A 16,041-nucleotide genomic window follows, 5' to 3' on the forward strand; every position below is an offset into this window, starting at 1 on the left:
GCGGATCACTTCGAGATCGTGGAGACGAAGTTGGTATCGAAGCTCGGACCCAGCTTGAAATCCTTCAGCTTGGCCGAATAACCGGCCACTTCCACCTGCTGGAAGATGACGACGAAGGGGCTCGTCTGCAGAACTTCCTTCTGCAGATCCTGATAGATCGCCGCGCGCTTGGCAGAATCCTTTTCCAGAAGCGCCGACTGCGACTTCTTCGTCAGTTCCGGAACATCCCAGGCATTGCGCCAGGCGAGCGTCTTGGTCTTGCCCTGATCGGAATTGTCATAGTTGCTGGTGAAGGTTTCGGCATTCGAGTTCGGGTCGAAATAGTCCGAGCCCCACTGGCCGATATAGATGTCATGGGTGCGGGCGCGGTATTTTGTGAGCGTCTGCTTGCCATCGCCCGGGATGATTTCAAGCTTGATGCCGGCCTGCCCGAGCGTCTGCTGCACGGCTTCGGCAATGCCCGTCACCGGCTGCGTGTTGCGCACGTCCATGGTGACGGTGAAGCCGTCCTTCAGGCCGGCCTTCGCCAGCAGTTCCTTGGCCTTTGCCACATCCAGCTTGTAGGGGTTTTCGCTCGAAGCGCCGAGCTGGCCTTCCGGCAGGAAGGACTGGTGGATCTTGCCAATGCCCTTGATCAGGGTTTCGCCGATGGCATCGTAATCGATCAGGTACTTGAACGCCTCGCGCACTTCAGGCTTTGCAAGGTTGGCATTCTTCTGGTTGAGGCTGAAGTAATAGAGCGTGCCCTTCGGAGCGGAGATGGTGGCCAGATCCTTCTTGCCCGAGATGGCGGCCAGATCGTTCGGCTCAAGATTGCGGGCGATATCGATATCGCCGTTTTCCAGCGCCAGACGCTGGCCGGAGCTTTCCTTCATGTGGCGATAGATGACGCGCTTTATCTTGGCCTTTTCGCCGAAGAAGTTCGGGTTGGCTTCCAGCACGACGGCTTCGTTGGCGCGCCAGGTGACGATCTTGTAGGCGCCGGAACCGGCATAGCCGGTCTTCAGGAACTCGTTGCCGAAATCATTGTCGTATTTGTATTCGGCGGTCGGCGTCATCGGCTTGGCCTTGGCGACCACAACCTTCTTATCAACGACCGATGCCACGGTAGCGGTCAGAACGTTGAGCACGAAGCTCGGTGCATAGGGCTTGTCGACGGTGAGCGCGAAGGTCGCGTCATCGACGGCTTTCGCCTTGTCGGTGATGTTGTCACCGGTCAGCCCGAACTGCGTCAGAAGGAAAGCCGGCGACTTGTCGAGCTTGACGGCGCGCTCGAAGGAATAGGCGACATCGGCTGCGGTGATCGGGTTGCCGGAGGCGAATTTGAGGCCCGGCTTCATCTTGAACGTATAGGTCAGGCCGTCGTCGGATACCGTCCAGCTGTCGGCAAGTTCCCCGACGACCTTAGAGGTGTCCTTCGGATCGAGCATGACCAGCTTGCTGTAGGTATTGGCGGTGACTTCCGCCGCGGAAAGCTCGAACGCCTCGCCCGGATCAAGCGTGATGATATCGTCGATGGCAAAGCCTTCAACGAGCGTATCGGCCGGCGTTGCGGCAAAGGCCTGCGGTGCGGCAAGCGTTGCCAGCGACAGCGCGACGCTCGTCGTCAGGATACGGAAATTGCGATGAAACACGGTCATGTTAGTCCCCTGATTTTGTTGTAGTGTCAGTCTTGTCTAAACATTCATCACGCTTCGTGCCAGGCGTTCGCAAGAACCCTCAACCAGTTTTCCCGACACAGCTTATGAAGATCTTCTGAAGCGTAGCCCGCAGCTTTCAGGGCCGCAACCAGTTTCTGGTTGCCGCTGGCGTCGCGGATATCGGCGGGAACGGTTGCGCCGTCGAAATCCGAGCCGAGGCCGACGCAGTCGATGCCCATGCGCTCCACCATGTAATCGATATGGCGCACCATCAGGTCGAGGCCGGTGTTGGCGTCATCGCGGGCATCCGGGCGCAGCATGGTCACGGCATAGTTGAGGCCGACAATGCCTTTGCGCTCGCGGATCGCGTCCATCTGCCGGTCGGTGAGGTTGCGCGCGACCGCCGTCAGCGAATGGACGTTGGAGTGGCTTGCCACGAGCGGCTGGGTGGAGGTGTTGGCGACGTCCCAGAACCCCTTTTCCGTGATGTGGGCAAGATCGATGAGAATGCCCATCCGGTCGCAGGCCTTCACCAGTTCAAAGCCGAGATCCGTCAGGCCAGGCCCGGTATCGGGCGAAAGCGGATAGGCAAAGGGCACGCCATGTCCAAAGGCATTGTGGCGGCTCCAAACGGGGCCGAGCGAGCGCAGGCCGGCCGCATGAAACACTTCGAGCGCATAAAGATCACGGTCTATTGCCTCGCAACCTTCCATATGGATCACCGCTGCAAACTGCCCCTCGCCGATCGCATCGCGAATGTCGGCGGTGGACCGGCAGATGCGCCAGGCGCCCGCCTCGTGCAGCTTCAGCGCGATGGCAAATTTTTCCATCGCAATGTCCAGCGAGGCCGCGCGGTCCAAAGGCGCGGCAAGCGGCGTGTAATAATGGCCGTTGACGTCCGGTTCCTTGAGGATCAGGTCACCGGACGGGATGTAGATGGCGCAGAGCCCGCCCACCAGACCACCTGCGCGGGCGCGCGGCCCATCGATATGGCCTTCGCGCGTTCCCTTGACGAATTCCGCCACCGGATCAGCACCGTTGCGCATGGTGCGCCACAGCCGCAAGAGAACATCGTTGTGGCCGTCGAACACAGGTTCCATCTGGGATTTCCGAATTGTCATACTAAAGCACTCGATAGGAGGGCGATCCTAGGCCAATCTACAAACTGTCGGCAAGGCGGAAAGTGCCGCCACGCACAACTACTGCCAGCGACCGTCAGTACCCTTCGTCAGCATCGGCGTCTCGAGCACGCCATGGACCAGCGGCCGCCATGCCGGATCCGCGGCATCGAGCGCCGTATGCCACCGCGTGGATTGCAGCATGGCAGCGCCGATGGCGACCGGCGCGACGCCCACAGTGTCTAGCAATCGCAGGCCCGCCACGATCGAACTGCCGCTCGAAATCACGTCATCAACCAGCACGACCCGCCGGCCCTCGATGAGCGGCAGCATGCGCGGGTCCACATAGAGGCGCTTTGCCTGTTCGGGCGTGGTGATGGAGGTGAGCGGCACCGACAGCGTTTCCTCGTACCAGAATTTCCGCGAGGTCCCGAGCGGCACATACCGCGTGTGGCCGAGATGGCGGGCAAGGGCTGCGGCAAGGGTCAGGCCGAGCGTCGGCAGGCCCACGACCACATCCGGCTGAAGCGGTGCGATGCGCTCCGTCAGATCCTTGGCCAGCGCCTCGACCACGGCAAAGCCGGCCTGGTTGATGATGAGGGAGGCCAGCGCATGGCGCCCGTCCGGCAGCGGCCGGATCGGCAGGCGCAACTGCCGGCCATCGGCGAAGCGGGCCGGATAAAAGGTCTCGAACGGGCCGTCGTCCGGGAAACTTGCCGGCGCATGAACCTCCTGCCAGAATTCGTGAGGCTGCATCAAAAACTCCGCATCAGGCATAATAAGGCTCGTCGCGCCAGCGGCCGACTTCCTCGATCAGCCAGCTGCGAAACAGCTTGACCGGACGGAATTCGACGCGGGTAATCGGCGCGACCACATAATAGGAACTGGGGCTGCGCACCTGTTGCGGCAGCGCCTGCACGAGGTCTCCCGCCGCAAGCTCGGATTCGATCAGAAACAGCGGCATCAGCGCGACACCAAGACCGGCGCTGCAGGCCTGGGCGACGCTTGAAAACTGCTCGAACCGCATGCCGGGCGCCGGCGTGCCGGCAACCGCCATGCTTTCGAAGAAATGCGTCCAGGCGCCGGGACGCGAGGCCATGTGCAGAAGCGGCAGCGGCAGAAGATCAGCCGGCTGCTCGATGACATGGCCTGCCATGAAGGCCGGGCTGCAGACCGGCGCCACCATCTCTTCCATCAGGAAGGTGCATTCCGCGCCCGGCCAGTTCGGTTGTCCGATATGGATGGCGACATCCAGCCCGTCCTGCTCGAAATCGAACATGCCGATCCGCGTGGCAAAGTTCAGCGTGATTTCCGGATGGGCGGACACGAAGCGGGGAATGCGCGGCAAAAGCCAGCGCGTGCCAAAGGTCGGCAACATGGCAAGGTTCAGCGTATCGCCATGCCGTTTCGTCATGGCCTGCAGCGAGGCGGCGCGGATCTGCGACAGAGCGCCGCCAATGGCGCGCGCATAGGCGCGTCCGGCCTCCGTCAGCGCCACGCCGCGGCTGGAGCGATCAAACAAAAGGATGCCCAGCTGGTCTTCCAGACCGGAAATCTGGCGGCTTATGGCGCCTTGGGTCAACGACAGCTCGTCGGCGGCATTGGAAAAACTGCCGAGCCGCGCCACGGATTCGAAGGCGGCAAGGGCGCTGGTGGAGGGTAAAAGCTTGCGGCTGACATTGGACATCGTCCATTCCTATAGCTCATGTCATCGTGAGTAAACGGCGCTGGACCCGACAAGCCTGTTGGCGGATAACCTCTCCCACAGTTTTAAAGTGGAGGTTCCATTGAGCGACCGTGCAGCATTTTCCTGGGAAGACCCCTTTCTTCTCGACGACCAGTTGAGCGAAGACGAGCGGATGATCCGCGATGCGGCTGCCGCCTTCGGCAAGGCCGAGCTTCTGCCGCGCATTCAGGAAGCCTATCTGTCCGAAACCACCGAGCCGGACCTGTTTCGCCTGATGGGCCAGGCCGGGCTTCTCGGTGTCACGCTTCCGGAAGAATACGGCGCAGCCAATGCCAGCTACGTGGCCTACGGCCTTGTCGCCCGCGAAGTCGAGCGCATCGACAGCGGCTATCGCTCGATGATGAGCGTGCAGTCCTCGCTCGTCATCTACCCGATCTTTGCCTATGGCTCGAATGAACAGAAGAAGAAGTATCTGCCGGGCCTCGTCTCCGGCGAACTCATCGGCTGCTTTGGCCTGACCGAGCCCGATGCCGGCTCCGATCCGGGCGGCATGAAGACGCGTGCCGAAAAGATCGAAGGCGGCTATCGCCTGCGCGGCTCGAAAATGTGGATTTCCAACGCGCCGATCGCCGATGTCTTCGTCGTCTGGGCAAAATCGGAAGCGCACAACAACGAGATCCGCGGCTTCGTGCTGGAAAAGGGCATGAAGGGCCTGTCTGCGCCGAAGATCGGCGGCAAGCTGTCGCTGCGCGCCTCGATCACCGGCGAAATCGTCATGGACAGCGTCGAAGTTTCCGAAGACGCGCTTCTGCCGAACGTGTCCGGCCTGAAAGGTCCGTTCGGCTGCCTCAACCGTGCCCGCTACGGCATTTCCTGGGGCGTGATGGGGGCTGCCGAAGATTGCTGGCTGCGCGCCCGCCAGTATGGCCTGGATCGCAAGCAGTTCGGCAAGCCGCTCGCCGGCACGCAGCTTTACCAGAAGAAGCTCGCCGACATGCAGACCGAAATCACGCTTGGCCTGCAGGGCTCGCTTCGCGTCGGCCGCCTGATGGACGAGCACAAGATGGCGCCGGAAATGATCTCCATCATGAAGCGCAACAATTGCGGCAAAGCGCTCGACATCGCCCGCCAGGCCCGCGACATGCATGGCGGCAACGGCATCCAGATCGAATACCACGTGATGCGCCACGCGCAGAACCTGGAAACGGTGAACACCTACGAGGGCACGCACGACGTTCATGCGCTGATCCTCGGTCGCGCGCAGACTGGGATCCAGGCCTTCTTCTGATACCCGCGCACGGCACCGGACGATCATGAAAAGGATCGGGGGACATCTCCCGATCCTTTTTTTATTAGTCATACTTTTTGCCTCGGGCGTTGAATGTCGAACCTTTTTGTCCTAACTGAGGGGCGAAACTTCCAAACCAGGCCGCGATCCTCCCTCGCCCTGCCTCCCCGACCGTCCGCTTTTAAAGACCAAGAATTGAGGTCCTCTCATGCATAGCTATCCTGACGTAAAGCTTTTCATCGCCGGCGAATGGCGCGATGCCATCGGCGGCAAGACCATTGCCGTGGAAGATCCCGCGACCCAGGAAATCATCGGCCAGATCGCCCATGCGGAAAAGGCTGATCTCGACCTCGCACTCGAAGCCGCCGACAAGGGCTTCAAGATCTGGCGCGACACGTCCGCCTTCGAACGCTCGAAGATCATGCGCAAGGCGGCCGACCTGCTGCGCGAACGCATCGATTACATCGCCTGGCTGATGACGCGCGAACAGGGCAAGCCGCTCGGCCAGTCCAAGGCCGAAATCATCAATGCCGCCGACACCATCGACTGGTTCGCCGAAGAAGCCCGCCGCACCTATGGCCAGATCATTCCGGCTCGCTTCGGCGGCGTGTCCAACATGGCCGTGAAGTTCCCGGTCGGCCCGGTTGCGGCCTTTACGCCGTGGAACTTCCCGATCAACCAGATCGTGCGCAAGCTGTCTGCTGCCGTCTCCGTCGGCTGCTCCATCATCATCAAGGCGCCGGAAGAAACCCCGGCTTCGCCGGCTGAACTCATCCGTGCCTTTGCCGATGCCGGCGTTCCGGCAGGCGTCGTCAACCTCGTCTACGGCGTTCCGGCGGAAATTTCCGAATATCTCATCCCGCATCCGGTCATCCGCAAGATCTCGTTCACCGGCTCCACGCCGGTTGGCAAGCATCTGGCAGCGCTTGCGGGCAAGCACATGAAGCGTGCGACGATGGAACTCGGTGGCCATGCGCCGGTCGTCGTGTTTGACGATGCCGATCTCGACAAGGCGATCGAAGTCTCGGCTGCGGCGAAATTCCGCAATGCCGGTCAGGTCTGCGTGGCACCCACCCGCTTCCTCATCCAGGACGGCGTGGCCGACCAGTTCATCGACGGCATCGTGAAGTATGCGGAGAACCTTAAGGTCGGCAACGGCCTTGAAGCCGACGTCACCATGGGTCCGCTCGCCAATGAGCGCCGCATCCCGGCCATGGAAGACATGATCAACGATGCCGTGTCCAAGGGTGCTGTCCTGAAGACCGGCGGCAAGCGCATCGGCAACAAGGGCCATTTCTTCGAGCCGACGGTTCTCGTCGACGTGCCGACCTCGGCCAAGATGATGAACGAAGAGCCCTTTGGCCCGATCGCCATCGTCAACCGCTTTTCGACCATCGATGATGCCATGGCAGAAGCCAACCGCCTGCCGTTTGGCCTTGCATCCTATGCCTTCACCGGCTCGGTCAAGACCGCCCATGCGCTCGGCCGCCAGATGGAAGCCGGCATGCTGACCATCAACCACAACGGCTTTGCCATTCCGGAAGTCCCGTTCGGCGGCATCAAGGATTCCGGCTACGGCACGGAAGGCGGCTCGGAAGCGGTGGAAGCCTACATGGAAAGCCGCTTCGTCAGCCAGATGAGCTAAGCCTTTCGCTTGTTATAAAATCGAAAAGGCGTCGGGGAACCGGCGCCTTTTTTGTTGGTCGCGTCTTGAGAAGAAAGCCCCCTCTGGCTGCCGCCATCTCCCCCACAAGGGGGGAGACACCATGTGGCAACGCCATGCCCTTCCGCCAACGCGCTCCTTGCCGTGACGACAGATGGGACAGGGTTGACTGTAGCTCATAGATTAGTGCGAGCCTCAGCCACCTGCGCTCTCCCCCTTGTGGGGGAGATGGCGGCAGCCAGAGGGGGACTTTTGCCAACTATCACCCCAGCGAAAACACCTTGGCCCGGCGCAGCGTGACGAAACCCGCCTCGCCTTTTTCAACGGCCTGTTCCGGCTCGACGTCGAATTCCAGCGTCTCGCCGGTCGAAACCGTGGCAATGACCCGACGCTCACCCGGACGATCCAGCACGCGCTCCACCTTTGCGGCCAGACCCGGTCCATGGGTCGACCAGTCGAGATCGCGCGGGCGGGCAAAGATGTCGACTGGTCCATCCGGAACGCCGGCGGCAGCCACCTGCGCACCGCCGACATGGGCAACCCCTGCCCGCACCTCACCCGTCAGGCGATTGGCGTCGCCCAGAAATTTCATGACGAAGGCATCCTTCGGATCGCGGCAAACCTCTTGCGGCGTGCCCTGCTGGACGATTTTTCCCTCTTTCAGGATCACCACCCGGTCGGCAAGATCGAGTGCTTCTTCCTGGTCATGGGTGACGAAGATGGTCGTGATGCCGAGTTCCTGGTGGATCTCGCGCAGCCAGCGGCGCAGGTCGTGGCGCACATTGGCGTCGAGCGCGCCAAAGGGTTCATCGAGCAACAGAACCTTCGGATCGACGGCAAGCGCACGGGCAAGCGCCACACGCTGGCGCTGACCACCGGAAATCTGGCCGGGAAACCGGTCGCCGAGGCCTTCAAGGCGCACCAGCCGCAGAAGATCGGCGACGCGGGCGGCAATCTCCGCCTTGTCGCGCTTGACCTTCGACACTTTCATGCCGAAGCCGATGTTTTCCGCCACCGTCATGTGCGGGAAGAGCGCGTAATGCTGGAAGACGAAGCCGACGCCACGTTCGCGCACCGGAATGTCCGTTGCTTCCTCTTCGCCGAAATAGATGCGGCCCTCATCGGCATATTCGAGGCCGGCGACCATGCGCAGGATCGTTGTCTTGCCCGAACCGGACGGCCCGAGCAGCGCGACCAGTTCGCCGCTTTCGATTTCGAGTGAAACGCCATGCACGGCGCGAAAGGTCTCGAATGTCTTGATGACGCTATCGAGGCGGATTTTCATGGGCGTATTTCCGGCGTGGCGAGGATGGCTACAGGCTTGACGCGGCGGCCGGCGCCCCGGCCTTCCAGCGCCACCTTGGCAATGATGGTAAAGACGGCGATGACCGCCAGAATGGAGGCCGAGGCAAAGGCGCCGGCGGCCTGGTAATCATGGTAGAGCAGTTCGATATGCAGCGGCAGCGTGTTGGTCTGGCCGCGAATATTGCCCGACACGATAGAGACGGCTCCGAACTCGCCCATCACGCGCGCGTTGCAGAGCACGACGCCGTAGAGCATGGCCCATTTGACATTGGGCAGCGTGACGGAAAAGAAGGTGCGCCAGCCGGATGCGCCAAGCGAGGTGGCGGCCTCTTCCAGATCACGCCCCTGCGCCTGCATCAGCGGAATGAGTTCACGCGCCACAAAGGGTGCGGTGACGAACATCGAGGCAAGCACGATGCCTGGCAGCGCAAAGAGGATTTTCACGTCATAGGCATCGAGCAGCGGGCCAAAAATGCCCTGCAGGCCATAAACGAAGAGATAGGCCACACCGGCGACGATGGGCGAAACGGAAAACGGAATTTCCGTCACGATCAGCAACAGGCGTTTGCCGCGAAAATCGAATTTCGTCATGGCCCAGGCGGCCGCCACGCCAAAGACGGTGTTGAGCGGCACGGCGATGAGGGCGGTGATCACCGTCAGCATGATGGCATGCTGCGTATCGGCATTGGCAAGCGTCGCGACATAGACCTTCCAGCCTTGGCGAAACGCTTCAACGCCGATGACGATGAGCGGCGCCAGGATGAGCAGTGCGCCCAGCAAAAGCACGATGCCGATCAGCAGGCGGCGAAAGAGCGGATTGTCGCCGACACGCGGCGGTTTTCTACGGGCGGTGCTCATCGGCTATCCTTTCACCGTGTAGCGCAAGGCGCGGGCCTGCAGCCAGTTCGTGACGGCAAGCATGGCAAAGGCTGTCAGCAGAAGCACCGAGGCAATGGCGGCGGCGGCCTGATAGTCATATTCCTCCAGCCGGATGAAGATCAGCAGCGCGGTGATTTCCGTCGACATGGGCTGGTTGCCGGCAATGAAGATGATGGCGCCGAACTCGCCCAGTGACCGGGCAAAGGAGAGCGATGTGCCGGCGAGAAGCGCCGGCGCCAGAAGCGGCAGGATGACGGTTCGAAAGATCGTCCAGTCTGACCCGCCGAGCGACTGCGCCGCCTCTTCCAGCGCCGGGTCCAGGTCCTCCAGCACAGGCTGCACCGTGCGCACGATAAACGGAAGGCTGGTGAAGCACATGGCAATCATGATGCCGAGCGGCGTATAGGCGACCTTGATGCCGATATCGGACAGAACCGATCCGAACCAGCCATTGGCGGAAAAGAGGGCCGTGAGCGAAATGCCGGCCACCGCCGTTGGCAGGGCAAAGGGCAGATCCACCATCGCATCGATGATCCGGCGACCGGGAAAGCGGTAACGCGTCAGCACCCAGGCAAGCGCCAGCCCGAAGAAGAGGTTGAAGATGGTCGCCGCCAGCGCGGCAAGCGCCGTCACCCGATAGCTCGCAACCGAGCGCGGCGAAGAAACAATGGTCCAGTATTCGGCAAAGCCCAGGCTGGAGGCCTTGAAGATCAACGCTGCCAGCGGCAGGACAACGATCAGGCCGACGTAAAACAGGGTAATCCCGAGCGACAGATTGAGGCCCGGCAGGACATTGCGTCTCACGATGCGCTTCTTTCGGGGGTCATGGTAGGCACTCCTCGGACTTCACGGCAAAACCCGGCGGTGAGGATCCGCCGGGTTTTGCAAGCGTTGCCAATGGTATTGGGTTAACGGCTGCCGTACAGCTTGTCGAGCGTGCCGCCGGAGGCAAACTGCTCCTTCTGGATCTTGTCCCAGCCGCCGAACACGTCGTTGACATTCACCAGACGGATGGACGGGAACTGATCCTTGAACTCTGCCGTGACCTTTTCATTGTGAACGCGGTGGCCGAACTGCGCCGCGATGCGCTGGCCTTCCTCGCTGTAAAGGAAGTCGAGATACGACTTGGCCAGTTCCTGCGTGCCGTGCTTCTTGGCCACCTTGTCGACCACGGCGACCGGGAATTCGGCGAGCAGCGAGACGGACGGAATGACGCTTTCCACCTTGTCGGCACCGTATTGCTTGGCAATGCCGCGCGTTTCGGCTTCAAACGTGATCAGGACATCGCCGGTTCCGCGCTCGACAAAGGTGGTAGTTGCCGCACGGCCTCCGGTGTCGAAGACCGGCACGTTGTCAAAAATCTTCTTCACGAAGGCTTCCACCTTCTCCTCGTCGCCGCCGAAGGCTTCCTTTGCGTAGGCGGTGGCGGCGAGATAGGTATAGCGCGCATTGCCGGAGGTCTTCGGGTTGGGGAAGATCACCTTCACGTCGTCGCGGGCAAGATCCTTCCAGTCCTTGATGTTCTTCGGATTGCCGGCCCGCACCAGGAAGGACGGGAAGGAATAGAAGGGCGAAGCCTCATTGGGAAAGTTCTTCTGCCAGTCGGCCGAGACAAAGCCCTGCTTCACCAGAAAATCGATATCCGTGACCTGGTTGAAGGTCACAACGTCAGCTTCCAGACCTTCCACGATGGCGCGCGCCTGCTTCGAGGTTCCGGCATGCGACTGATCGATGGTGATGCCCGGATGGGTCTTGATGAAGGCCTCGTTTTCGGCAGCAAACACCTCGCGGGCGACATCGTAGGACGCGTTGAGAAGCTTGTTCGGACCTTCGGCAAAGGCAGGTGCTGCAAAAAGTGCCGCAAGCGCAGTGCCAAGAATGAGGAGGCGGTTCATGAAAATCTCCGGTCAACGTCAGTTGAGCGGAATTTACGGGTTCACCTGCGCCAACGCGAGAAACCCGGCATCTGCCTTGGCAGACGGATCGGGAATTTTCCACTCAATCCAGGGTCGAACCGCGATGGTCTTTCCAAGCCATGCTTCCCCTTGAAGAGAGGGCGGGAAGCGGCAGGGGCACCGCTTCCCGCCTGTCGCTCATTCCGCGGCGGTGGGAAGAGTGAGCGACGAGGGCTCCTTCGGGCGATCATCGTTCTCGCCGGAGGTCTTTCGGGATTTCGGCTCGCGGCCGAAGAACAGGGCGTAGGCGGCCGGCAGCACCAGAATGGTAAGGACAGTGCCCACCAGGATGCCGCCCATCATGGCATAGGCGAGCGGTCCCCAGAACAGGCCGCGGGAAATCGGGATAAGGGCCAGAACCGCCACCAGCGCCGTCAGCATGATCGGGCGGAAACGGCGCACGGCGGCTCCGACGATGGCTTCGGCCCGCGCCATTCCGGAGGCAATATCCTGGTCGATCTGGTCGACCAGGATGATCGAGTTGCGGATGATGATGCCAAGGAGCGCAATAACACCGAGGATCGCCACGAAACCGAAGGGAGCACCGGTAACGAGGAGCGCGGCCGATGCCCCGATGATGGCGAGCGGCCCCGTCGCCAGCACGAGCATCGACTTGCCAAAGTGCTGCAGCTGGATCATCAGCAGCGCGACGATCACGAACAGCATGACAGGCGCCTTGGCGGCAATCGACATCTGGCTCTCCGCCGCGTCCTCGGCGCCACCCTGGATCTCGACCTTATAGCCCGCCGGAAGCGCGCTGCGCAGATCGCCCATGCCCTGATACATCTTCATCGCCAGGTCGTTGGGTTCAACACCATCCGGGACGGTCGCCTTGATGGAGACGGTCGGCAGGCGGTCACGGCGCCATTCGATGCCGTTTTCCTGCACGGGTTCGACGCGCGCCACCTGCGAGACCGGCACGAAGCCACCATTGTCCGTCGGGATGTAGATCGAATTAACCGCCGTCAGCAGATGGCGCGTCGCATCGGGCTCACGCAGGACGATGGACACGGTTTCCTCGCCATCGCGGAACTGGTCGAGCGTTGCCCCGCTCATCGTGGCATAGAGCATCTGGCGCACGCGCTGCGAACTGACACCCAGCGCACGTGCACGGTCCTGGTCGATGATCAGCTTCATGGCTGTCACCGGCTCCAGCCAATCGTCATGCACGGTGCCGAGAAGCGGATTCTGATGGAAACGCTCCTTCACCTGATCGGCAATGCGGCGCACTTCGGCACGGTCTGGACCGGTCACGCGCATCTGCACGGCCCAGCCCACCGGCGGACCGAGGAAGAGGCGATCGACCTTGCCGCGCACCGTCGGGAAATCCTCGGCCAGGATCTTGCGCAGCTTGACGATCATCCGCTCGCGCTCCTCAAGCCCGTTTGACATGATGAGCAGCTGGGCAAAATTCGGGTTGCGCAGTTGCTGGTCGAGCGGCAGGAAGAAGCGCGGCGCACCTTCGCCGATGAAGGTGGCGACGAACTTCTTGTCCGGATCGTCCATGATCTTCTGTTCGAGCGCCTTGGCCTGGCGTTCCACCTCCGCAATCGCCGTGCCTTCCGGCAACCACAGATCGACGAGGATTTCCGGGCGCGAGGACTGCGGGAAGAAGCTCTGCGGGATGAACTTGAAGCTGTAGAGAGAGCCTGCAAACACCATCAGCGTCATCAGGAGAACGATGATCCGGTGCCTGACCGCCCAGCCGACCGTTGCGCGCAAGGCGCGATAGAAGCGCGTATCATAGCTGTCATGATGCGTGCCGGCATGGGCGCGCTGCTTCAGGATCATGTAGCCGAGCCAGGGCGTGAAATAGACCGCGACGAACCACGAGGTCACCAGCGCAATGCCGACGACGTAGAACAGCGAGCGCACGTATTCGCCGGCGGTGGAGGCCGCAAAGCCGACGGGAATGAAGCCGGCCGTGGTGATCAGCGTGCCGGTCAGCATCGGGAAGGCGGTGGAGGAATAGGCGAAGGTGGCGGCGTCGAGCTTTTCCAGCCCCTCCTCCAGCTTGCGCTCCATCAGTTCCACCACGATCATCGCGTCATCGACCAGAAGGCCGAGCGCGATGATAAGGGCGCCAAGCGAGATGCGCTGCAGCTCGATGCCAAGCTCGTACATGATGGCAAGGGTGGCGGCGAGCACCAGCGGAATGGAGATCGCAATGACGATGCCCGAGCGCCAGCCGATCGACAGCAGCGACACCACCAGCACAATGACCAGTGCTTCGAGAAGGGCCTGTGAAAACTCGCCGACCGCCTCGTGCACCACTTCCGGCTGATTGGAGATCTGCGCAACGGACACACCGACCGGCAGAGCGCTTTCGAACCGCTTGTATGTTTCCTCGACCCACTGGCCGACATCCGTCACCTTGTAGCCGTTCTGCATGACCACGCCGATTTCCACGGCATCGCGGCCATTGAAGCGGAACTTGCGATCATAGGGATCGATCAGTCCCTTGCTGACGGTCGCGATATCGCCGAGGCGAAACACCTGGTCACCGCTTCGGATGCGCAAGGCGCGGATGTCTTCCGGCGTGCGCACGCCGCCTTCCACGGAGATGCGCACCGAGCGGGTTGCGGTTTCAACCGTACCGGCGGGATCGACATTGTTCTGGCCGGCGAGCGCGTTCTGGATATCGGTGAAGGTCAGATTGCGCTCGGCAAGCGTCTTGGAGGAGACGTCGACATATATCTTCTCGTCCTGGGCGCCCAGGATCGAAACTTTCTCGACACCCTTGGTGGCCAGCAGCATGTCGCGGGCCTGCGTGGCAAAGGTCTTCAGCTCGGGATAGCTGTAGCCGTCACCGGTCAACGCATGGAGCGTGATATAGGTGTCACCGAATTCGTCGTTGAAATAGGGGCCGAGAAGTCCGCTCGGCAGTTCCTGCTCGATATCGCCGATCTTCTTGCGCACCTGATAGAAGGCATCGGCCACCTGCGCGGAACTCGTATCGCCCTTGATCTGCAGCGTCGTGATCGAGGAACCGGCGCGCGTATAGGATTTCACCCAGTCGAGATGCGGGGTTTCCTGCAGCTTGCGCTCAATCTTGTTGACCACCTGATCCTGCATCTCCTCGATGGAGGCGCCCGGCCAGACGGCCTGCACCACCATGACGCGGAAGGTGAAATCCGGATCTTCCTTCTGGCCCATGTTCATGATGGCAAGGCCACCGATGACGATGATGATGCCGAAGAGGAAACGGCCGATGCTCGGATGGGCGATTGCCCAGCGCGACAGGTTGAAGGGCTGTTTTCCGGACCGGTCCTGGCGGGAGGATGTCATGGAGGTGTCCTGCCTTTGAGCGTGGGTGTCAAGAACGGATCGGGGGCGCGGCATCAGCCTCGCCGGCGGTTTCAGGCGCTTGCCCGTAGAGGCGGATCTTCATGTCCTCGCGCATGAACTGCGTGCCGGCGGCCACCACCACATCACCCTTGGCAATGCCACCGGTCACGCGCACGCCGTCATCGGAGAAGCCGCCAACGGTGACCTCGCGCACATGAACGGCGCCGGAGGCCTGGTCAAATACCCAGACGACCGGTTTGCCATCCTGCTTGGCAAGCGCCGAAAGCGGCAGAACATAGGCGGGCGTCGCGCCCTCTGTGGTCGCCGTCACCGTTGCGGTCATGCCAAGGCGCAGCTGCGGATCATCCGGCAGGCTGACGCGAACGGCAAAGGTTCGCGACGTGCTGCTGGCGCTGCCGGCGATTTCGCGCACGGTCCCAGTGAGCGACAGGCCGCTGTTCGACCAGAAGCTGGCCTTCACCGCCTTGCCGGGCTTGAACTCGCTAATATCGACCTCCGGAACGGCAATCTCGACTTCCTTGGCACCATCGGCAGCCACCGTGACGACGGAAGAACCGGCCGCCACGACCTGGCCCGCTTCAGCGCTGACGGCCGTGACGATGCCATCGACACCTGCCTTCAGGCTGGCATAGGACACCTTGTTGCGGGCCTGCTCGAGTGCGGAAACGGCTGCATCGCGCGCGGCAACGGCCTGATCATGCGACAGCTGGCTCTGCTCCAGCGCCGATTGCGAGGTGACGCTCTTTTCCTGCAGGATTTCGGCGCGGCGCAGCGCAAGGCGGGTGATATCCACCTGCTTTTCCGCCGAGGCAAGTTCCGCTTCCGCCTGGCGCACGGACAGTTCGTAATCGACCGGGTCGAGACGCGCCAGCACGTCTCCCGATTTGACCCGCTGCCCGACATCGATCAGGCGTTCCGTGATCTTGCCATCCACGCGGAAGCCGAGCGCGATCTCGCGGCGCGCCTTGACGGCGCCCGAATACTGCAGAAGCCGTCCTTCATCCGGCTCCGCCACCGTGACCACCTTGACGGGTCGCGCTTCGGGAGCGGCAGCCTGCTTTTCCTCGCTGCAGCCCACCAGGACCATCAGCGAAGCAGCCACGGCGAATTGTTGCCAGGACAACGTGGTCTTTTTCGTCACTTCTGCGGCTCCTACCGGCATGTGAAGGGCGGATCGTCTCGATCCCCCTGCTCTGG

At 61.8% G+C, this 16,041-nt stretch carries 12 protein-coding genes; 2 read left to right on the forward strand and 10 right to left on the reverse strand.

Annotation, left to right across the window (positions count from 1 at the left end; translation table 11 throughout):
* Positions 1-5: 5 nt before the first annotated feature.
* The 4 genes from ACEXP3_RS07965 to ACEXP3_RS07980 form a co-directional block, all read right to left on the reverse strand.
* Positions 6-1,640 carry an ABC transporter substrate-binding protein gene (locus ACEXP3_RS07965; protein WP_377296754.1) on the reverse strand — a complete coding sequence of 545 codons (1,635 nt, stop codon included), beginning with the start codon at positions 1,638-1,640 and terminating at the stop codon, positions 6-8.
* A 47-nt stretch (positions 1,641-1,687) separates the two neighbouring features.
* Positions 1,688-2,740, reverse strand: a complete 1,053-nt coding sequence (locus ACEXP3_RS07970) for a dipeptidase (protein ID WP_377296755.1) — start codon at positions 2,738-2,740, stop codon at positions 1,688-1,690.
* A 99-nt stretch (positions 2,741-2,839) separates the two neighbouring features.
* Positions 2,840-3,514, reverse strand: coding sequence for a phosphoribosyltransferase (locus ACEXP3_RS07975; RefSeq protein ID WP_377296756.1), 675 nt, complete (start codon positions 3,512-3,514; stop codon positions 2,840-2,842).
* A 13-nt stretch (positions 3,515-3,527) separates the two neighbouring features.
* A complete protein-coding gene (locus tag ACEXP3_RS07980) occupies positions 3,528-4,445 on the reverse strand; it encodes a LysR family transcriptional regulator (RefSeq protein ID WP_377296757.1) in 918 nt (305 codons plus the stop codon).
* A gap of 100 nt (positions 4,446-4,545) precedes the next feature.
* Here ACEXP3_RS07980 and ACEXP3_RS07985 point away from each other — a divergent pair, with 100 nt between their 5' ends.
* A complete protein-coding gene (locus tag ACEXP3_RS07985; protein WP_377296758.1) occupies positions 4,546-5,733 on the forward strand; it encodes an acyl-CoA dehydrogenase in 1,188 nt (395 codons plus the stop codon).
* A gap of 208 nt (positions 5,734-5,941) precedes the next feature.
* Positions 5,942-7,378 (forward strand): NAD-dependent succinate-semialdehyde dehydrogenase, encoded by a 1,437-nt coding sequence (locus ACEXP3_RS07990; RefSeq protein WP_377296759.1) that lies wholly within the window; start codon positions 5,942-5,944, stop codon positions 7,376-7,378.
* Positions 7,379-7,658: 280 nt separating this feature from the next.
* On the opposite strand, the gene ACEXP3_RS07995 is transcribed toward ACEXP3_RS07990, so the two are convergent.
* The 6 genes from ACEXP3_RS07995 to ACEXP3_RS08020 all read right to left on the reverse strand — a co-directional run bounded on the left by ACEXP3_RS07995 (position 7,659) and on the right by ACEXP3_RS08020 (position 15,985).
* Entirely contained in the window at positions 7,659-8,681 is a 1,023-nt protein-coding gene (locus ACEXP3_RS07995) for a sulfate/molybdate ABC transporter ATP-binding protein (protein WP_377296760.1), read from the reverse strand.
* Positions 8,678-9,559 (reverse strand): sulfate ABC transporter permease subunit CysW, encoded by an 882-nt coding sequence (cysW, locus tag ACEXP3_RS08000; protein ID WP_377296761.1) that lies wholly within the window; start codon positions 9,557-9,559, stop codon positions 8,678-8,680. The genes ACEXP3_RS07995 and cysW overlap by 4 nt, the downstream gene beginning before the upstream one ends.
* 3 nt (positions 9,560-9,562) lie before the next feature.
* Entirely contained in the window at positions 9,563-10,384 is an 822-nt protein-coding gene (gene cysT / locus ACEXP3_RS08005; RefSeq protein WP_210105440.1) for a sulfate ABC transporter permease subunit CysT, read from the reverse strand.
* Positions 10,385-10,488: 104 nt separating this feature from the next.
* Positions 10,489-11,475, reverse strand: a complete 987-nt coding sequence (gene cysP, locus ACEXP3_RS08010) for a thiosulfate ABC transporter substrate-binding protein CysP (RefSeq protein ID WP_210105439.1) — start codon at positions 11,473-11,475, stop codon at positions 10,489-10,491.
* Between the two features lie 198 nt (positions 11,476-11,673).
* Positions 11,674-14,823 (reverse strand): efflux RND transporter permease subunit, encoded by a 3,150-nt coding sequence (locus tag ACEXP3_RS08015; RefSeq protein ID WP_377296762.1) that lies wholly within the window; start codon positions 14,821-14,823, stop codon positions 11,674-11,676.
* A 28-nt stretch (positions 14,824-14,851) separates the two neighbouring features.
* Positions 14,852-15,985, reverse strand: coding sequence for an efflux RND transporter periplasmic adaptor subunit (locus tag ACEXP3_RS08020; RefSeq protein ID WP_377296763.1), 1,134 nt, complete (start codon positions 15,983-15,985; stop codon positions 14,852-14,854).
* Positions 15,986-16,041: the final 56 nt, after the last annotated feature.

This window comes from Neorhizobium fuzhouense (assembly GCF_042611105.1).
Taxonomy (GTDB): Bacteria; Pseudomonadota; Alphaproteobacteria; order Rhizobiales; family Rhizobiaceae; genus Neorhizobium; species Neorhizobium galegae_A.